This window comes from Bradyrhizobium sp. URHD0069, from assembly GCF_000701345.1.
Lineage (GTDB): Bacteria > Pseudomonadota > Alphaproteobacteria > Rhizobiales > Xanthobacteraceae > Bradyrhizobium.
Map to the genome: position 1 here is coordinate 46602 of NZ_KL370775.1, position 20806 is coordinate 67407.

The window sequence follows — 20806 nt, forward strand, 5'->3', positions numbered from 1 at the left end:
TATAAATTAGTATACAAAAATAAGCAGACGGGCAACTCGCCCGTTCTGGGTCTAAAAGGGCGGAAACGAGAAAGGCAGCGGGCGAATGATTCCCAGGACAATGAAGGCGTCGGCATACGATCAGTATGGTAGTCCGGAAGTGCTCAAATATACGGAGGTTCCCACCCCCGTCCCAGGCCGGGACGAAGCGCTTGTCCGGGTTCACGCTGTCGGCCTGAACGGCTACGACCTGATGGCCAGGTCTGGCCGCTACAAGCCGAACAAGGGAAAATTTCCGCATATTCTGGGTGGGGATTTTGGCGGCGAACTGGTGGCCCTGGGCCCAGAGACGTCATCCGACCTGCCGCTAGGAACGCGGGTCACGAGCTGGTGGGTGGTGCCGTGCGGTAAGTGCGAGCAGTGTATGGGCGGCTTTCCTAACCGGTGTTCGCGGAATTATCGTTACCTTGGTGCTCATCTGCCGGGTGCATATGCTCAATACATCAAACTGCCGGCTCATCATCTGATCCCGCTGCCTGATACGGTCACCTACGAGCAGGCGGCGGCATTTCCCAATGCGTTCGGCACGGCCTGGCACATGATTGTGACGCGCGGCAACGTCCGGCCTGGCGAAACTGTGCTGGTGAATTCGGCAAGCTCCGGGGTCAGCATGGCAGCGATCCAGATCTGCAAAAATCTCGGCGCGTATGTTTACACGTCTTCAAGTGCCGACTGGAAGTTGCAGAAAGCGAAGGAGCTGGGGGCGGACGAGGTCATCAACTACAACGAGACGGATTTTGTCGAAGAGATCCTCAAGCGTACAAAGAAGCGCGGTGTTGATGTCGTCATCGAGCACGTCGGCGGAGATTTTCTCGGCAAATCCGTTCGATGCCTTACGCGAGGCGGTCGCGTCGTAACGGTCGGCGGCACCAAATCTTACCAGTGCGAAATTGAAGTGCAGTATATCTTCCACAAGGAACTTCAGATCATCGGCTCGAACAGCGCAACCAAGATGGACCTCGAGGCGATGATGCCGATGCTTGGTCAGGGCAAATTGAAGTCGGTGATAGACAAAATCTTTCCTCTTCAACAAGCCGCAGAAGCTCACGCCTACCTCGAATCCGCAAAGCAGTTCGGAAAGATACTGTTACGTGTGGATCACTAACGGCCTCCAACCCGCCTGAAGATCATCCAGAAAAACGGCGGGCCGTGATTGTGTTCCGCCGTCGCGGGCCCAGCTGGAAGCGGGTTGCGCAGGCAATTGACGGACCGAAACAGCTATTCTTTTACAGAGTAAACGTCGGAGTAAATTTATGCGAGACATCCAGCCGCTCGTAGCGCCGCGCTCGATCGCCGTCATTGGCGCGTCGACAAACCCCAATAAGTCCGGAGGCGTATTGTTCAGCAATCTGGTGGGCGGCAACTTCAAGGGAACGCTTTATCCGATCAATCCAGGGTCTCCGGAAGTCATGGGGAAGAAGGCTTATGCTCGTCTCTCGGACGTGCCGGAAGCTGTCGACTTGGTATATATCGTGCTTCCAAGCCAGCAGATGGAAGCCGCCATGCAACAGTGCGTCGATGCAAAGGCTCGCGCGGCCTGCATAATCACCGCGGGATTTTCCGAAGCAGGTCCGGCGGGCAGGGCCGCACAAGACAAGCTGCGAGAGACCGCGCGACGGGCGGGGATATTGCTGGCAGGTCCCAATACGATCGGCATGGTCAATACCGATTGCGGTATGATGGGCAGCTTCGTCAATTTTCCGCGCTGGGAAAAGGGCGGCATCTCCCTTTTTACCCAGACAGGAATTTTCACGGGTGCGGTGATGCGCCAAATCATGGACTCGAAAGTTCAGCGGTTGCCGATTTCGAAGAGCATCGATGTTGGCAACAAGATCGACGTTGACGAAGTCGACTTCCTTGATTTCGCATCGGGTGACGCGGGTACGGATGTTATAGGTCTCTATATCGAGAGCATCAGAAATCCTGAAGCGTTCCTGCAGAAGGCAAAGGCGCTTCGTGGAACAAAGCCGATCGTGCTCTTGAAGCCGGGCCGAACGGCGGAAGGGAAAAAAGCTTCGGCCTGCCATACCGGTTCTCTTCCGTCAGAGAATGCGGCAATCGATGAAGCGATTCTGGAAAGCGGAATACTTCGAACCGAAGACGAAGACGATTTCGTGAATACTCTTCGTGCTCTCGCCATGCTTCCCAAGGCGAAAGGAAAGCGGGTCGGGATCGCTACGACGAGTGGCGCGCTGGGTGTTATCGCAGCCGATCTTGTCGCAGATCATAATCTCGAATTGGCGACGTATGACGAGTTAACGATTAGCAGAATGGCGACCATCTTTCCTGAATGGCTGACGCCGTCGAACCCGTTCGATTTCTGGATTGGCATTGACGTGAAAGGGTCAAAGGAGGCGCATCATGTTGGCCTCCATGCGGTTTTCGCCGATCCCAACGTGGATCTTGTGCTCTGCACGCTACTGGCCCCTCCAAACGCCGATTTTCCAGAAATGGGAGATCTGCTCAGAACGCTACGGCGTCAGTACGACAAGCCTTTTGCTTTGGTAGCGTATGGGAGTGCGGCGGCGCGCTGGACAGAAGAGGTGGAGGGCGCGCGCATTCCTGTTTATTCGACTGTTCGAACAGGGGTGCGTGCATTGGCCATGGTTGCGAGGGCTATCTCGTAGGTCCCATGGCGAGCTAGGATTCGAGGGCTGGCTCACGGATGATTGGGCGCAACCATTCATTCTGAATGGCAGGCTAGCGGGACTTGCCGCCGATCGTTCCGCCTGGCTTGCGGGATACCAAGAAGTTAACACTTAGCGTCAGTTTGCTCGACTGATAAGCAAATTGCACAAAGCTTATCAGTTGACCGGCATGTTCCATAACATTCGATTTGCGAATTTCAGGTGCTAAGCCAAAGACATTTCGATCGCCCCCGCAAAACGCAAGGGTCCGTGGGTGAAAGTCTGGGCGGATTGTCTCCCGAGAACCGCTCCGATGCGGTTTAAATCTAAGCGGTGGTCCAAGAGCCTCCTCTACAATCCCGCGAATAGCGTGGAAGGATACAACCCTTAGATGCGGGAGCTCGATATGGCGCCACGCAACATAGTTGTTTTTTCGGATGGTGCCGGTGCCCGCGGTGGAGCAGCGCGCCGATTACCGCAGGCCAACAAAACGTCGAAGTCATTTTTGTCCGCGTCGGCTTGACCGGAGCGTTCTGGACGCACCGAATTTTAGTTTATTGCACCACGAGACGGCATTTTGACGTGGCAAGCGGTTGAAAGGCTTCGTCGCCCGGGACGCTTTCTTTCAAAGCGTAATAATTTCACTTGTCGTTTACCTCGCCGGGCGCCTTATCTGGACCAGATAGAGGCCGTGGAACATCCGTCCATCCGCGCGGATACGACCGTTTCGTGCAAACATATCGTTGATCGGCGCCTATTTGAGCTGCTGCATCACGACGGGACCTCGTGGGCGCGCTCTTGTTAGCGGGAATTGTCATTGGCAACTGCAGAACGGTCATCAACGTTGCGGCAGCGATCGTCGAACACGAATGAATGAAACTCGGACAAGGTCAGTCGATGGGTAACGGGTCCTCAGGACGGCTGACACAATTCAGTAAGCGACGAGCAGTAAGGTAGCCATGATGTTTTTGGTTGCCACTACAATGGTCTGCGATCATTGTGACGGCTGCGTCACACCAGAGATCAGAACTGCTACCACAGGCCGCAAATCGGTCATGAATCAGATCGAAAGTTTAGGCCTCGTGGGCGAGGACGTGCAAAATGGATAAAATATTTGAACAATTCGTTCAAAATCTCTCGATGCACGATAGCACGTCTGAAATTGAGCGTTTGTTACAACAAACTTTGGATCAATACGGCTTTCCGTGTTTTGCCTATCTAAGCTTCGCTCCACGAGGCGATGACGACGTCACACTGGCAATGACGACGTATCCGAGTTCCTGGGCGGAGCAGTACTGCGCAAATCGGTATGACAGGATCGATCCGGTGATCGCGCGCTCGATCGCAACGACGCTTCCCTTCGCGTGGTCGGCCGACCGATTCGAGACAGAGCTAACCAATAAGCAAAAGTGCCTTTTAGAAGAGGCCAGCGAGTTCGGGATTCGACATGGCGTCACCATTCCGATCCATGATCGCCAGGGAAAGGTTGCAACGCTCACGCTCGCCGCATGCGATTCCCGCTCGGCGTTCGATGCCCGAGTCGAGCAATACCGCCATCAGCTGCATCTCATTGCGATCTACCTGCATGCGCAACTGCGCAATGTAACGCCGGCGCCCATTTCACCGCTTCGCCCATGCCTGACTCGGCGCGAGAGGTCCTGTCTCCAATGGGCGGCTCGGGGAAAGAGCGCTTTGGATACCGCGGAAATCATAAGCATCAGCCGGCGAACTGTGGTCTTTCACACCGAGAACGCCAAGCGCAAGCTCGGTGTGGCCACCGTGCAGCAGGCGGTCGCCAAGGGACTGATGTACGACATCATAAGCATGTAGCCGATCGTCGATGCGTCTGAAGTCTGTGCCCTGACTTGATCCATTAGCGGCGCTTGGGCTTGCCGATCCGCGTCCTCGTATCATGTTTCTCAGCCGGCCGAGCGTCAGGGACCATTAGTCGTTGTTCTGGCCGCGTGGCGGAACGCGTCCAAGCGTAACCTCCAACTTCTCACATCCGCCGTGCACAGGATACCTGTAAAGGTAGACAGCTCAAGCTGATGTTTACCGTCGGTAATGTTCCATCCCAATGAACGGGATGAGGACGCCAATGATTAGAATTGTCACGAAAGACAACGCAGAACGCCACGTTAGCAATTTGTATGAAATGCATCGCATTCGGAAGACGGTTTTCAAGGATCGGCTCGGCTGGGACGTCACCGTAAGTGGCGAACTCGAATTCGACGAATACGACGCCTTGGGGCCGAGCTATCTGCTCTCGATAGACAGATACGGTACCCTCAACGGGTGCGTCCGCCTTCTGCCGACGACCGGCCCGAATATGCTTCGCGACATCTTTCCGTCTTTTGTGACCAAGGCAGCCGTGCCTCGCAGCGAACGGGTGTGGGAAGCCAGCCGATTTGCCGTGAGCGGGAAGACCACCGCGGCTGAAGCAGGCCTATCACAAACGACCTACGACCTGCTGATCGGCGTTCTGAAATTCGGCCTGTCAAACGGCATAAGCACGATCGCCTGTGTTGTCGACGTGCGAATGGAGCGAGTCCTGAGGCGCGCTGGCTGGCAACTTGAGCGTCTCGGCCACGCGCACCGAATCGGCAACACCATCGCCATGGCCGGACAGCTTGCCGTGTCCGCACAAATCCTCCGACAGCTTGAAGCACGTGTGGGCCTCGCGCACGCAGCCGCAGCCTGATCGCAAGCGCCGCACGACTGAACTCATCCCTCTAACCGAGATCGGAGCACGACACGTGAGCAACCCTTTTGACGATCAAGGCGGCGCCTTCGTCGTCTTGATCAATGACCAAGGTCAACACTCGCTTTGGCTCGCAGCCGCCGAAATTCCGGCCGGCTGGTCTATCGCCTGCGAGCAGAACGGCCGCGAGGCCTGCATCGAATACGTCAACAGGAATTGGACGGACATGCGTCCGAGAACCGGCGCTGATATCCAGCGGGCCTAGCCGAGCCCGTCATCGATCATCCGCCAAAGACATACAGGATTGGGGAAGCCGTGGACGCGATCAACAACTCTTCACAGCTGCTGCCGCTCACCACCGCTCAGACCGGCATGTGGTTTGCGCAGAAATTCAGCTCGCCGGATTCGATATTCAATCTTGCCGAATTCATAGAAATTCACGGGCCGATTGATCCTGCGCTGTTTGAGGCGGCCTTGCGGCAAGTCGGTATCGAGGCGGAAACCGTGCGGGTACGGTTCATCGAGCAGAGCGACGGGCCTCGACAGCTGATTGCCCCCATATTGGATACGACCTTTCCATTGATAGATGTCAGCTCCGAGCCGGATCCGCGGGCCGCGGCAGAAAGCTGGATGATGGCGGAACTGACCCGGCCGGTCGATCTGCTGACAGGACCGCTTTGGGTCTGCGCGTTGTTCAAGGCCGCGCCGGAACAGTATTTCTGGTACCATCGCGGTCATCACATCGTCATGGACGGCTTCAGCGGCGGGCTGTTGGCCCGGCGCGTCGCCGAGATCTATACCGCGTTCGCCGAGGGACGCTGTCCAGACGAGGGCACGTTCGGTCCGCTGGAGTTCCTGCTTGAAGAGGAGACCACGTATCGAAGCTCGGAACGATTTGCACGCGACCGCCACTATTGGCTGACGCGCTTCGCCGATCGGCCAGCGGCGTTCAGTCTCGCCGATCAACGACGGCAAAATGTCGGCGGCCTGCGTCGTCAGACCATTCATCTCTCCGCCGAAAGCGTCGAGGCGTTGCGCGCGACGGCGCAGGCCAGCGGCGCAAGTCTGCCGCAGATCATGATCGCTGCGATCTCGGCCTATTTCTATCGCGTGACGGGTGTTGAAGATCTGGTCGTTGGTCTGCCGGTCGCGGCGCGGCCCAAGGGACGTCTGCGCCGCATTCCCAGTATGGTTGCGAACGCCGTGCCACTGCGTTTGGCCATAAGTCCGGGCATGAGCGCCATGTCGCTGATTCGCGAGGTGGGACGGCAGGTCCGCGAGGCGCTTCGCCGTCAGTGCTATAGGTATGAGGACCTGAGGCGGGATCTCAACCTGCTTCCGACCAACCAGCACCTTTTTACGACCGTCATCAACATCGAACCGTTCGACTACGATCTCCGCTTCGCCGGCCATCGCGCGACGCCGCATAACCTGTCCAATGGCTCGGCCGACGACCTTGCCGTGTTCGTCTACGACCGCGGCGATGGCAAAGGCCTGCGGATCGATTTCGATGCCAATCCCGGGCTCTACAGCGCAAAGGATCTCGCCGGTCACCAGCAACGTCTCGTAAGGCTTGTCGACGCGATCGTGCGCGATCCCGGCCGGCCGATTGGCGCAATAAACCTTCTCGACGCGGCGGAGCGGCGCCGGGTGCTGGTCGAGTGGAATGACACCGCGCGCACTGTGCCGCGAACGACATTGGCGGCGCTGATCGAGGCCCAGGTCGCGCGGCGCGGTGACGCCACCGCCGTGACCTATGAGGACACCACGCTCAGCTATGCCGCCCTCAACGCCCGCGCCAACCGGCTCGCGCATCTTTTGATCGCGCAGGGCGCCGGCCCCGAGCAAATCGTCGCCGTTGCCTTGCCGCGCTCCGCCGAACTGGTCGTCTGCCTGCTCGCCATCCTCAAGAGCGGCGCCGCCTATTTGCCGCTCGACCCGGATTATCCGGCCGACCGCATCGCCTTCATGCTGGCCGATGCCAAGCCGGTGTGCCTCATCACCACCAACGCCATTGCCCAGCGCCCGCCCGAGACCGCCCCGCGCCTTGTGCTGGGTCATCCCTACACCGCCGACATGCTTGCTCGCCAGCCTGACAGCAACCCGCGCAACCAGGACCGCATCGCACCGCTCACCCCGCTCGACTCCGCCTACGTCATCTACACCTCCGGCTCCACCGGAACCCCAAAAGCCGTCGTCGTTTCTCAGGGTGGTCTCCTCAATCACATGCTGTGGATGATGAGCGCATACCCGATGGGCGAACAGGACCGGGTGCTGGCTCGGACCTCGGTCTCCTTCGATGCCGCAGGTTGGGAGATCTGGCTGCCACTGCTTTCAGGTTCTGTGCTGAGCGTTGCGCCTGCCGATGTCACGCGCGATCCACAGCGGTTGATCGACTACATCAGGCATCAGGGCATCACCGTTGCCCAGTTCGTGCCATCTCTGCTCGCGGCAACATCCGAACTGATCGGTCCGGCGGATACGCATTGCCTCAGGCAGGTCTTCGCCGGGGGCGAGGCGCTGACGTCGGGTCTGGTGCGAACCGTGACGTCGGCCTGGAATGTCCAATTGGTCAACCTCTACGGTCCGACTGAGACGACGATCCAGGTGACGTCGTCGCCTTGGCAGCAGACTTGGCAGCACAACGGCGATGGTCAATTCGCGCCGATCGGGCGTCCGATCTGGAACACGCAGGTCTACGTGCTGGACGATGGATTGCAGCCGGTGCCGGTCGGCGTGGCGGGCGAACTCTATGTCGCCGGCAGCGGTCTGGCGCGCGGCTATCTCAACCGCCCCGGCCTGACCGCCGAGCGTTTCGTCGCCGATCCGTTCGGACCGCCGGGCAGCCGCATGTACCGCACCGGCGACCGGGCGCGCTGGCGGCCCGACGGCGCGCTGCATTTTCTCGGCCGTGCCGACCACCAGGTCAAGATCCGCGGCTTCCGCATCGAGCCCGGCGAGATCGAGGCCGCGCTCGCGCAGCATGAGGGCGTCGTCCAGGCCGCGGTGGTCGCCCGCCAAGACCGTGTTGGCGACAAGCGCCTCGTCGGCTATGTCGTCCCCGCCGCCGGTCACGCGCCGGACCCGACGATGTTGCGCCTGCATCTGGCGCGCACCCTGCCGGACTACATGATCCCCGCCGCCTTCGTCGTGCTCGACACGCTGCCGCTCACGCCGAGCGGCAAGCTCGATCGCAACGCCCTGCCTGCCCCGGACCAGCAACCCGCCACCGCCTACACGCCACCCCGGACAGCACGGGAGGAGAAACTCTGCGCGCTGTTCGCCGAGGCGCTCGGGCTCGCCCGCGTCGGCATCCATGACAACTTCTTTGATCTGGGAGGCCATTCGTTGCTCGCCATCCGCCTCGGCCGCCGCATCCGCAACGAGATCCGGCCGGACTTCCCGATCACGGCGGTCTATACGACGCCGATCGTCAGCGACCTCGCCGCGCTGCTCGACTTCGACGGTGCTTCGGATGGCGCCCCGGACCTGTCGCGCGACATCCTGCTGCCGCCGCACATCAAGCCGAGCCGCGCCCGCGTGACCGACAAGCCCGAGCGCATTTTCCTGACCGGAGCCACCGGTTTCGTCGGCAGTCATCTTCTCTCGACGCTGCTGCAGGAAACCGATGCGCATATCGCCTGCCACGTCCGCGCCGCGGACCGCCGATCGGCAGAGATCCGTCTGCGGCAGGCGCTCGACAAGCGAAAGCTTTCGGCATGCTGGGACGAGCGTCGTATCGAGATCCTGACCGGAAATCTCGCACAGCCGGCGCTCGGACTTGATGAGAAGGCAACCCGCATGGTGCGCGAGGAGTGCGACGCGATCTATCATTGCGGCGCCAACGTCGAATTCCTTCATAACTACTCCGCGCTTAAACCCGCCAATGTGGACAGCGTCCTGACGCTGCTCGATTGGACCGCGAATGGACGGCCCAAGAGCCTGCACTATGTTTCCACGCTTGCAGTGATCGACAAGCATCAGTCCGGGCCGGTGTCGGAGCACACCGACCTCACCTCGTGGCAGGGTCTCGTCAGCGGCTATAGCCAAAGCAAGTGGGTCGGCGACACGCTCGCCCGCCAGGCACAGGCGCGCGGCCTGCCGGTGTCGATCTATCGCCTAAGCAGCGTCACCGGCGATCGCGTCAATGCAATCTGCAACGAAACCGATCTGATCTGGCGGTTGGTCCGGCTCTATGCCGAACTCGGGGTGATTCCCGACCTGGATGTTCTGGTGAACATGACGCCAGCAGATGACGTGGCGCGGGCGATCGTCCGGCTCGCGGGCCGCGAAGCGTCCTGGGGCAGCGTCTATCACCTCATCAACAGCGAACCGCTTCATGTGCGGGAGGTCCCCCGGATCTTTGACCGGCTCGGCTTGCGGCTCGAACTGGTGTCGCTTGATCGATGGACCGAGATTGCGCAACGGCGGCTTGCGAAAACCCATGACGATGATCTCGCAGCCGTGCTGTCGATCCTGGCACAAGAGGACACCTCGCGATCGCACCCCGAAATCGCGTCGGACTTCACCCAGCAACATTTGGCCGCGGTCGGCGCGCCGATCGCGCCGGTCAGGCCCGCCCTTCTGGAGCGCTATTTCGCCAGCCTGCGGCTCCCGGAAGTGGTGTCCGATGCTCTGGCGCCGGCAACCTCGAATGAGCAGCGGTCGGTTGATGGGTAAGGAATAGGGAGAGCGCAACATGGCGCGGTTTCTCGTCGCCGCTACCGCGGTACCCGGTCACGTCTTCCCCTTAATGGCGGTTGCCCAACACCTCGTTGGTCGCGGCCACGAAGTTGTCGTGCATACCGGCAGCGTGTTCCGGCAGCGAGCTGAGGCGACCGGCGCGCGATTCGTCGCGTTCCATCCGGAGATCGATGTCGACTATCGGCAACTCGACCAGCGCTTTCCCGAACGCCGCAATATCCCGCCTGGTCGCGCCCAGGTCTGCTTCGGATTGCAGCACCTGTGTGCCGATGCGATACCGCATCAGAGCGCCGGGATACGCGACATCCATCGCGACTCCCCGCTCGATGCGATCATTGTCGACACCATGTTCTGCGGCACCTTTCCGCTGCTGCTCGGACCACGCGAAGCAAGACTCCCGATCGTCGCGCTCGGGATCACGGCTCTCGGCCTGTCGAGCGCGGACACCGCATTCTTCGGCACCGCGCTTCCGCCGCCGCTAACGCCGCAGGAGCGGGCGCGCAATGTGGTGATGAACGGTCATTTGCAGCAAGCGGTGTTCGGCTCCGTGCAGCGATACTTCAATGACGTCCTCGCCAGTCAGGGCTCGCGCCCGCTGCCGGCATTTCTGTTCGACGCCGCGGTCACGCTGCCCGATCTGTATTTGCAGCTCACGGCCAGAGCATTCGAATATCCGCGCGCCGAAATGCCGGGCAGCATCCGCTTCGTCGGACCGCTGCTGCCGCCGCCATCCACCGATTTTCGCCCGCCGCCCTGGTGGGACGATGTCGGCACGGCCGGCTCGATCGTGCTCGTCACCCAGGGCACCGTCGCCAACCAGGACCTTGGGCAGCTTGTCGGGCCGACGCTGACAGCGCTGGCGAACCAGGATCTGCTGGTCATCGCGAGCACCGGCGGCCCTCCCGTCGAAGCGATCCCCGTTCCGTTGCCGCGCAATGCGCGGGCGGCGTCATTTTTGCCGTTCGACCGCCTGCTCCCGAAAGTGAGCGTCATGGTGACCAATGGCGGTTATGGCGCTGTCACCCACGCGCTCAGCCTCGGTGTGCCATTGGTCGTTGCCGGGGACAGCGAGGAAAAACCCGAAATCGCCGCGCGGGTCGCGTGGGCGGGCGCCGGCATCAACCTCGGCACCGGCCGGCCATCGGCCGCGCAGATCGGCGAGGCGGTCCGCGCCCTGCTCACGCAGCCGCACTATCGACAGCGCGCGCAGGAGCTGCGCACCGCGTTCGGCCGCCACAACGCGCGTGACGAGATCGCGCAATTGGTCGAAGGCCTGGCGGCCAACGGGAGCGCGGCGGGCGGTCACACCAATGCAGGTCGCCGCGCGGTCGACGTCGACGCCGCTTCGATACAAGCGATGTCGAGAACCATTTGATCGGCCCCGATGCTTCAATGGTCTGCTCCGTACTCTGCGTGCCATCGCTGATGCCCACGCCGGTCATCGGATGCCGTGCCGCTTCGCAACGGCAGACCCGCAGGAAGGCAATGGGGTGAAGAAACCGTTAGTGATGCTCGCCTGGATCGCCCTGCTCATGCTCGTCCTCACGGTCTGCGTTTACAGCTTCGCTGTGACCGGCGCGCAGCGCCGACAGATCGAAGCGGTCGCAATGCAACTCTCTGGCCCCGGACGGGACAGCGGCGGGTCTCCGAGCCCCGCACCGGTAGCCACGACGCTGGCCCGCGCCGAACGGCATTCGATCACCGAGATGCTCGCGGTCACCGGATCGCTGGTGGCCCGCGAGGAGATCGTCGTCGGCGCCGAGGTTGACGGCCTGCGCATTGTCGAACTGCTGGCCGACATCGGCGACCACGTCGAACAAGGCCAGGTGCTCGGCCGCCTCGACGGCAGCATGCTGCGGACCCAGCTGGCGCAAAACACGTCGATGATCGCCAAAGCCGAGGCGTCGATCGCGCAGGCGAGGGCGTCGATCGCCGAGACGCAGGCCGCCGAAGCCGAAGCCGCCGACGCGCTGAAGCGCACCCAAACCTTGGGCGCCACCGGCACCAGTTCTCCGGTACAGTTGCTGACGCGGGAGACCCAGGCCAAGGTCGCCGCCGCGAAGGCCACGGCCGCCAAGGCGAGTTTGCGCATCGCCGAAGCCGAACGCGCGCTTGCGGAGGCGCAACGCAGCGAGATCGAACTGAAGATCGCGCGAACCGAGCTGAAGGCGCCGGCAGCTGGAACCATCTCGCGCCGCGCCGCCCGGCTCGGCGCCGTCGCCGGCACAGTGGGAGAGCCTCTGTTCCAGCTGGTGCGCAATGGCGAAATCGAGTTCGACGCCGCGGTTCCGGAAACGGTGCTGCCGCAGATCGAGCCAGGTCAGAACGTCGAAGTCTTGCTGTCCGGCGTCAGCGAGGCCATCAGCGGCACAGTGCGGCTGGTCGACGTGAGCGTCGATAAAGCCAGCCGGCTCGGCCGCGTCGCGGTCGCGCTGTCGCGCCATCCGGCCATGCGGGCCGGCATTTTTGCCCGCGGCAACATCACCGTCGGGCGGCGGCAAGCCGTCACCGTGCCGTTGTCGGCGGTGCTGTTCGGCAAGGATGGCGCCTATGTCCAGCTCGCAACCGACAATGTCGTCGAAACCCGCAACGTCGAAACCGGCTTCAAACGCGGCAGCCGCGTCGAGATCGTCAACGGCTTGATGGAAGGGCAGGAAGTCGTGGTCCGCGCCGCAGCCTTTGCCAGGCCGGGCGAACCGATCGTGCCGGTCCGCAACGAGGCGAAAGCCGCGGGAGGAGGTTGATGGCCCTCAACATCTCGGCTTGGTCGATTCGCAAGCCGATCCCGTCGCTGGTGCTCTTTGTCGTGCTGATCGCGCTCGGCACGGTCAGCCTGAAGACGCTGCCGATCACCCAGATGCCCAACATCGACATCCCGATCGTCACCATCACCATCGTCCAGACCGGTGCGGCGCCGAGCGAGTTGGAAACCCAGGTCACCAAGAACGTCGAGAATGCGGCGGCCGGGGTGGTCGGTGTCAAGCACATCACCTCGAGCATCTCCGATGGGGTGTCGGTCACGACCGTCGAGTTTCAATTGGAGACGCCGGCCGATCGTGCGGTGAATGACGTGCGCAACGCGATGGCGAACATACGGTCGGAGCTGCCGAAGACCATCGAGGAACCGTCGATCCAGCGGGTCGACGTCGAAGGCATGGCGATCGTCACCTATGCGGCATCGATGCCCTCGCGGTCCGCCGAGCAGGTGTCCTGGTTTGTTGATGACGTCATCGCGACCGCGCTGCAGGGCGTTCGCGGCGTCGCCCAGGTCAAGCGCGCCGGCGGCGTCGACCGTGAAATCCGGGTCTCGCTGCTGCCCGACCGGCTGATCGCGCTCGGCATCACGGCGCTGGACGTGAACGAACAGCTGCGCGCCAGCAATGTCGATCTCGCCGGCGGCCGCGGCCAGTTGGGATCGCAGGAGCAGGCCATCCGGATGCTCGCCGGCGCCGCCACGGTCGAGCAACTGGCCAATCGCACCATCGTGCTGCCGGGCGGTCGAAACACCAGGTTGAAGGAGATTGCCACGGTCAGCGATGGCGCGGCGGAAGCCCGCAGCTTCGCCGCCCTCAATGGCCAACCGGTTGTCGCCTTTGGCATTTACCGCGCCAAAGGTTTCTCCGATGTGGCGGTCGCCGAGGCCGTCGCCAGCAAGCTGCAGACGCTCACCAGCGAGCGTCCGGAGTTGTCGGTGATCGAGATCGACAGCACGGTGCGCTATACCAAGACCGACTATCGCGCCACCATGCAGACCCTGGCCGAAGGCGCCATTCTCGCGGTCGTCGTGGTGTTGATCTTTCTGCGCGATTTTCGGGCGACGGCGATTTCGGTGCTGGCGATCCCGCTGTCCATCATTCCGACCTTCTGGGCGATGGACCTGCTCGGGTTTTCGTTGAACGCCGTCAGCCTGCTGGCGATCACGCTGGTCACCGGCATTCTGGTCGACGATGCCATTGTCGAGATCGAAAACATCGTCCGCCACATGCGGATGGGCAAATCCGCCTATCGCGCCTCGCTGCAGGCCGCCGACGAGATCGGGCTCGCGGTGGTCGCGACCACCATGACCATCGTCGCCATGTTTGCGCCGGTCTCCTTCATGGGCGGCATCGCCGGGCAATATTTCAGGCAATTTGGTCTCACTGTCGCCGTTGCGGTCACCTTCTCGCTGCTGGTCGCGAGGCTGATAACGCCGCTCTTGGCGGCATATTTCCTGCGCGAGCCTCATGACCGCGTCGAAGCGCGCGGCGTCTTGATGCGGCACTATCTGCGCCTGCTCGAATGGTCGCTTCGGCATCGCTTCGTCACGGTTGCGCTTGGGGCGCCGGTCCTGCTGGGCTCGCTGATGATCGCAGGGTCGTTGCCGGTTGGCTTCCTGCCGACCGGCGACCTGTCGCGTTCGGTTCTCCAGATCGAGCTGCCGCCGGGGGCGACCATCGCAGATACCGTGGCGACCGCGGACCGCATCACGGAGTTGCTCAGGCAGCGGCCCGAGGTCAGGAGCGTCTATGCGGTCGGCGGCGCCGCCGGCAGCAACGGGCTCAGCGTCACGGCCGGCGAAGTCCGCAAGACCACACTGGTCATCGACCTCGTCCCGCGCGGCGACCGCTCGGGCGATCAGAAGGCATTCGAGCGCGACATGCACGCAGCGCTCGGCGCGATCCCGGATATCCGCTACAGCTTCGGCAATGGCGGCGGCGGACGCGAATTCACGCTGATCCTGTCCGGGCCCGACGGCGCCGCGATCGAGCAGGCGGCGTTGGCGATGGAGCGCGAGGCGCGGCAAAAAGTGTCGGTTCTCGCCAATGTGGTCTCGACCGCGGCGCTGGCCCGGCCGGAGATCCGCATCGTGCCGAGGCTCGAGGAGGCCGCCGATCTCGGCATCTCTGGGGCGCAGATTGCCGAAGCGGCACGGATCGCAACGGTTGGCGACGTCTCGGCTAATCTGGCGAAGTTCTCGGCTGTCGACCGCCAGGTGCCGATCCGGGTGCGGCTCGACGAGCGGGCGCGCGGCGATCTGTCGACGCTCGATACGCTGCGCATCAAGGCCGGCAACGGCATCACCGTGCCGCTGGCGACGGTCGCCGACACCGGCTTCGGCGAGGGACCGACCACCATCGAACGCTATGATCGCAGGCGCCGGGTCGCGATCGAGGCGGATCTGGTCGGAAGCACCCCGCTCGGCACCGCGATCGAACAGGTGACGGCGCTGCCCTCGGCGCGAAACCTGCCTGCCGGCGTGACCATCGCAAAATTCGGCGATTCGGAAATCATGGACGAAGTGTTTTCGAGTTTCTCGCGCGCCATCGCCGCGGGCGTGCTGATGGTGTTTGCCGTGCTGGTGCTGCTGTTCGCCGACGCCACGCAGCCGGTCACCATTCTGTTCTCGATGCCGCTGTCGATCGGCGGCGCATTCCTTGCGCTGCTCATGACCGGCAATGCCATCAACCTCTCGGTCATCATCGGCCTGCTGATGCTGATGGGAATCGTGACCAAGAACGCCATCCTGCTGGTGGATTTCGCGATCACGGAAGTGGCTCATGGCGTGGAGCGGACACAGGCGCTGATCGATGCCGGCCGCAAGCGCGCCCAGCCGGTGATCATGACCACCGCGGCGATGACCGCAGGCATGGTTCCGTCTGCACTGGGAATAGGCGACGGCGGCGCGTTCCGTGCCCCGATGGCGATCGCCTTGATCGGCGGGCTGCTCGCCTCGACCTTCCTCAGCCTGGTCTTCGTGCCGGCCGCCTTCACCATCATGGATGATTTCGGCCGGCTTATGCGCCGCAGGTTTTCGCGCCTGATCGGACCGAAACCCGAACTGGAATTGGACGGCGATGAGCCGGCCTGATCATCGATAACCGTCATGGTCTGCCAGACAGCGCGCGAAATTCAACCGGCGCAGCCGAACCTGCATCGGCTTTCGCAGCCCGTTCGCTATCATTCGCTGCACAACACCGCCGCCGCTTCCGCGCTTCCGCTTGGTGCCGAAGCGCGATTGCGCTTGCCGCAGTCGCTCCGGCATGCGGTCCCGAACCGCCAGCGCGAATTTCTCGCCGGCCGCCTCTGTGCGGCCCAGGCGCTGCGCTGTCTGGGCGCTGGTTCAACCCATGTCGGGATGGCCGAGGATCGGGCGCCGGTCTGGCCCGACGGTGTGGTCGGCTCCATCACCCATAGCGGCGGTTTTGCCGCGGCGGCGGTGGCATGGGCGGCGGACATCGCCGGGATCGGCATCGATTCCGAACAGATCATCACCCCGGCGGCGACGCGTGACATCGCCGACGTCTGCATGGTGGATGAGGCGACGCTGTTCAAGCCGGCCGATGGCCGCAGCTTTTGCGAATTCTGCACATTTGTGTTTTCGGCAAAGGAGGCCGTCTACAAGTGCCTTTATCCGCTGACGCGGAAATTTCTCGAATTCTCCGATGTGCGGATAACGTCGTTCGACTGGGATCGAAACTATTTCGCATGGACGACTGTCAGCGAACATATCGGAATGGGACGACTGTCGCATGCTGACGGGTTTGTGCATACCTCGGTCGAATTGTCGTCGCTCGGTACGCCTCCGACACCGTGAACTCACCGAAACGGTAGTCCGCAATTTCAAGGTACAAGTCGATAAAGCAGTATTCGCCTTGGTCGAAACAATGGTGCACGACTTCCTCAGCGCGCCTCGTACGCGCGCGACCTATTTCGGATTCGGCAGTCATGCTCACACGCATATTAGCTTTGCTCTCGCGGCGATCCGATGGTTTTGGGGCTTTCCCGACCAGGCCCCCGCGACACCCGCCATGCGGGGAGTTCGCCGTTGCCCTACGCTCTCCGCCGTCGCCTCTTCACGTACGGTGGGCCAACTTCACTGACAACCAAAGTAATGCGTGCCCGGATTCCGGCGAGCCAATGCGAACATCTCAAACGAAAAATGCCGGCCTTTCGGCCGGCATTTGTAAGTTCACCACGATGTTGCGATGTATTTAGCTTCGGTAAATTCCAGTAATCCGTGATGGGCGCCTTCGCGCCCCAGGCCGCTTTGTTTCGTGCCGCCAAATGGCGCTGCCGGATCGGAGACCAGTCCACGATTCAACGCCACCATGCCGGCATCAAGCTGTTCCGAAACACGCAGACCGCGCGCGAGGTTCTGTGTGAAGACGTAGGATACCAGACCGTATTCCGTGTCATTGGCGAGAGCGATCACTTCCTCCTCGGTGTCGAAAGCGACCAGAGCGGCCACTGGTCCGAAGATTTCGTCATGTAGCAGTTCGGAGTCCTTCGCGACGTGGGTCAGCACGGTCGGCGGATAGAAGTAACCCTTCCGATCGAGTGCCTTGCCGCCGGTCAGCACCTTGGCGCCGCGCGATACGGCATCCTGGACGAAGCCGTCGACCTTCTTCAGGCTCGGCTCGTTCACGAGTGGACCGCATGCGGTGCCAGGCAGCCAGCCATCGCCGATGGTCATCGCGCTCATCCGTGCACTCAGTTTCTGCGCGAAAGCGTCATAGATGCTGCGGTGAATATAGAAACGATTTGCGGCGGTGCAGGCCTCGCCACCGTTTCGCATCTTGGCGATCATGGCGCCGTCAATTGCCGCGTCGATATCGGCGTCTTCAAACACGATGAAGGGCGCGTTACCTCCAAGTTCCATCGAGCAGTTGATGACACAGTCGGACGCCTCGCGGAGCAGGCGGCGGCCGACATCCGTCGAGCCTGTGAACGACAGCTTGCGCACGCGCGGATCGTGGAGCATCGCGCTGATGACCGGACCGGGCGTCGAAGTCGTAATCACGTTGACGACGCCGTTTGGCACGCCTGCCTTGGCCAGAATATCGACCATGGCGAACGCAGTCAGCGGCGTTTCAGTGGCCGGCTTCAGAATGCAGGTGCAGCCCGCGGCAAGCGCCGGACCGATTTTGCGCGTCGCCATCGCGGCCGGAAAATTCCACGGCGTTACCAGCACGGCGATACCAACCGGCTGATACTGGACAATGATGCGGTTCGCGCCGCTTGGTGCAATCGAAATGTCGCCGTTGATGCGAACGGCCTCTTCCGCGTACCAGCGGAAGAATTCAGCCGCATAATTCACTTCACCTTTGGCGTCAGCGAGGGCCTTGCCGTTTTCGAGCGAAATCAGCTCCGCGAGCCAATCCGCTTTTTCAACCATCAGATAGTAAGCCTTGAGAAGAATCTCGGCGCGGCGGCGCGGCGGGGTCTTGGCCCAATCGCGCGCGGCTGCGGCAGCGGCGTCCACAGCGGAAATGCCGTCCTCGACCGCGGCGTCGGCGATCGTTGCCAGCAGTTCTTCCGTCGAAGGATTGAATACCTTGATGCGCTTACCGGTGCTCGACGGCTTCCAGGTGCCGCCGATAAAGAGATCGGCCGGAATCGAGCCGGCATCGACTGTTGGAGCCTTGATTACAGTGACAGCGTTCATAGTTTTTTCCTTCGCTTACGCCGCAGCTTTGACGGACGAGCCGTGATAGGCCGCGGTGATGATGTGATGCAGTTTCTTGACGTCGAGAGGCACGGGATTGTTGTTGATCAGGCGCTGTGCGGTGAATGATTGTTCGGCCGTCCATTCGAGCTGGTCTTCGGGCAATCCAAGCTCGGCAAGGGTTGCCGGGATCTTGATGTCTTTGAACAGTGTCTTCACCGCTTCGATCGCTGCGAACGAAAGAGCCTCGTCGGCCGCGTCCTTCCGCGCGGCGCCCATGGCGCCGGCGATCTGTGCGAATTCGCTGACGCGAGCCGCGCGATTGAAATCCATGACGTAAGGCATGAGCAGCGCGACGCCGGTGCCATGAGCCGTGTGGGTCAATGCGCCAACTGGATACTGAATGGCATGAGCCGCCGCCGTTCCGGCCGTACCGAAGGCGAGACCCGCGGACAATGCGCCAAGCATCATATCTTCGCGCGCGGCTTCATCGTCGCCCTTGCTCACGGCGACGCTGAGGCTGCCCGCGATGCGTTTGATTGCGAGGAGTGCATGATGGTCGGACAGTGCGTTCTTTCCGATAAAGACGTGTTCGTGCACGAGTCTAGGCGTCTCGGGCTTGCGGATGGCGGTGAAGGCCTCGATTGCATGGGTCAATGCGTCCGCGCCGGAAACCGCGGTTAATGCGGGAGGACAGCTATAGGTCAGTTCCGGATCGCAGATCGCGGTATGTGCGATGATATGCGGACTGGCGATGCCGACCTTCATAGTGCGCTCCGGATCTCCGAGCACGGCGACCGGGGTGACTTCGGAGCCGGTGCCCGACGTTGTCGGAACCGCAATCAGGGGCATGACGGGCCCGGGCACTTTGAACTCGCCGTAATAGTCGCGAATGTTGCCGCCGTGGCTCAGCATGACGGCCGCGGCCTTCGCCAGATCCATGCACGATCCACCGCCGATGCCGATGACCAGGTCCGGACCGAAGCTTTTCGCGGATGCAATGCATTCGTCGAGACAGGTGAGCGGCAACTCGGCAACGGTCTGATCGTACACATGTACCGCGATGCCATTGGCCTTCAGATCGTCGATCATGGCCGAGAAATCGCGCTCCGCGCTCAGGCGCGGATCCGTGCAGACGAAGGCGCGGCTGCCGAGCGATTTCGCAGCCAGACCCAGCGCGCCACGCTGCCCTTTTCCGAAAATGATGTTGCGCGGTGTTCGAAGAGCGCCGATTTGAGTCATGCTATTTTTTACCCTTGGTTGAAGATCAGTTTGTCTCGCCGGCAAGATGAAGAAGACGTGTCCATACTTCTTCAGCCACGGGCATTCCCTCCTTGAGACGCTGTTCGCGCACCGCAAGGGAACGATCGCCGGGAATCGCGACATTGTTGAAACCGCGCGCTGGAGAGCCGTTCCGGATCTCGTCGAGATAGGCGCCGATAGCGTCGGCCATCGTACCGGATGTCGAGGTATCGATAACGATGAACACGTCGCCCTTGTTGCAGGGATGTGTTGAATCCAGTGTGCCGCGTACGTTCCGGCCGAGCGCCGAAGCCGTCAGGCTCGCAACCAGAACTTCAAACGCGAGACCGAGGGCGTAGCCCTTGGCTTCACCGAAGGGAGCGACCGCGCCATCGCGGGCTGCCGCGGCATCGGTGGTCGCCTCGCCATTGGCATCGAGCGCCCAATTCGGAGGAATGCGGACCTTGCGGTGGGCATGATCATGAATCTGCCCCATCGACACGAGACTCGTCGCCATGTCGACAACGAAGGGACGGGGCGAGGCGGGCACGCCGATCGCGATCGGGTTGGTGCCCAGCATTGCGCGGCGGCCGCCCCACGGATGAACAAGCGCCTCGCTCGTGGACAAGGCGATCAGAGTCAATCCACGCGTCGCGATGCGCTCCGCGTACCAGGCCATCATGCCGAGATGGTTGTTGTTGTGAATCGCTGCGATCGCCACGCCGGTTTCGCGCGCACGTTCACAGATGGCATCCAATGCCACGCACGCGACGACGGGGCCAAGGCCCATCTTGCCATCGACATCGAGATAGGCCTGGCTGCGCCAGCTGTGTTCGCCGATGGTGTGTGGATCGGTTACGTCGTTGTGGATGCGTTCGACTATTCGTGGCAGTCTCAGCAATCCGTGCGATGGACGTCCGCGCAGCTCCGCTTCCAGAAGCAGATCGATTTGCAGGGTGGCGTGAGCGTCCGGCACGCCGGCGCGATGGAGGACTTGCTTCGCTACTTTTCGAGCCCGGGAGATAGCTATCGTCAATCGGATATCCTATACGATATTTGATTGCGCCG

13 protein-coding genes are annotated in these 20806 nt (G+C 61.8%); 10 read left to right on the forward strand and 3 right to left on the reverse strand.

What is annotated here, in order from left to right:
- The first annotated feature begins 100 nt into the window (after positions 1-100).
- From N554_RS0130830 to N554_RS37670, 10 genes are all read left to right on the forward strand, one after another.
- On the forward strand, positions 101-1144 hold the full coding sequence (locus tag N554_RS0130830; RefSeq protein ID WP_029586956.1) for a zinc-binding dehydrogenase: 1044 nt from the start codon (positions 101-103) through the stop codon (positions 1142-1144).
- A gap of 148 nt (positions 1145-1292) precedes the next feature.
- The gene (locus tag N554_RS0130835) at positions 1293-2666 is read left to right on the forward strand and encodes an acetate--CoA ligase family protein (protein WP_029586957.1); all 1374 of its coding nucleotides are present in this window, start codon (positions 1293-1295) and stop codon (positions 2664-2666) included.
- A 1101-nt stretch (positions 2667-3767) separates the two neighbouring features.
- Entirely contained in the window at positions 3768-4496 is a 729-nt protein-coding gene (locus tag N554_RS0130845) for a helix-turn-helix transcriptional regulator (protein WP_029586958.1), read from the forward strand.
- Between the two features lie 268 nt (positions 4497-4764).
- Positions 4765-5367, forward strand: coding sequence for an acyl-homoserine-lactone synthase (locus N554_RS0130850; RefSeq protein WP_029586959.1), 603 nt, complete (start codon positions 4765-4767; stop codon positions 5365-5367).
- Positions 5368-5422: 55 nt separating this feature from the next.
- Entirely contained in the window at positions 5423-5632 is a 210-nt protein-coding gene (locus N554_RS0130855) for an MbtH family protein (RefSeq protein WP_029586960.1), read from the forward strand.
- Positions 5633-5682: 50 nt separating this feature from the next.
- Positions 5683-10047, forward strand: a complete 4365-nt coding sequence (locus N554_RS0130860; protein ID WP_029586961.1) for a non-ribosomal peptide synthetase — start codon at positions 5683-5685, stop codon at positions 10045-10047.
- 19 nt (positions 10048-10066) lie between these two features.
- Positions 10067-11446 carry a glycosyltransferase gene (locus N554_RS0130865; RefSeq protein WP_156042210.1) on the forward strand — a complete coding sequence of 460 codons (1380 nt, stop codon included), beginning with the start codon at positions 10067-10069 and terminating at the stop codon, positions 11444-11446.
- A 115-nt stretch (positions 11447-11561) separates the two neighbouring features.
- Positions 11562-12815 carry an efflux RND transporter periplasmic adaptor subunit gene (locus N554_RS0130870; RefSeq protein ID WP_197033815.1) on the forward strand — a complete coding sequence of 418 codons (1254 nt, stop codon included), beginning with the start codon at positions 11562-11564 and terminating at the stop codon, positions 12813-12815.
- Positions 12815-15919 carry an efflux RND transporter permease subunit gene (locus tag N554_RS0130875; RefSeq protein WP_051677812.1) on the forward strand — a complete coding sequence of 1035 codons (3105 nt, stop codon included), beginning with the start codon at positions 12815-12817 and terminating at the stop codon, positions 15917-15919. Before N554_RS0130870 ends, N554_RS0130875 begins: the two co-directional genes overlap by 1 nt.
- 15 nt (positions 15920-15934) lie before the next feature.
- Positions 15935-16645 (forward strand): 4'-phosphopantetheinyl transferase family protein, encoded by a 711-nt coding sequence (locus tag N554_RS37670; protein WP_051677813.1) that lies wholly within the window; start codon positions 15935-15937, stop codon positions 16643-16645.
- 375 nt (positions 16646-17020) lie between these two features.
- Here the strand turns inward: N554_RS37670 and N554_RS0130885 are convergent, their stop codons facing one another.
- From N554_RS0130885 to N554_RS0130895, 3 genes are read right to left on the reverse strand one after another with little or no spacing between them, the layout of a single operon-like run.
- Positions 17021-18496: an NAD-dependent succinate-semialdehyde dehydrogenase gene (locus N554_RS0130885; protein ID WP_029586966.1), complete on the reverse strand. Its 1476-nt coding sequence runs from the start codon at positions 18494-18496 to the stop codon at positions 17021-17023.
- Positions 18497-18511: 15 nt separating this feature from the next.
- Positions 18512-19738, reverse strand: a complete 1227-nt coding sequence (locus tag N554_RS0130890) for an iron-containing alcohol dehydrogenase (protein WP_029586967.1) — start codon at positions 19736-19738, stop codon at positions 18512-18514.
- A gap of 25 nt (positions 19739-19763) precedes the next feature.
- Complete coding sequence (locus tag N554_RS0130895; RefSeq protein WP_029586968.1) at positions 19764-20774, reverse strand: Ldh family oxidoreductase; 1011 nt, start codon at positions 20772-20774, stop codon at positions 19764-19766.
- Positions 20775-20806 lie beyond the last annotated feature (32 nt).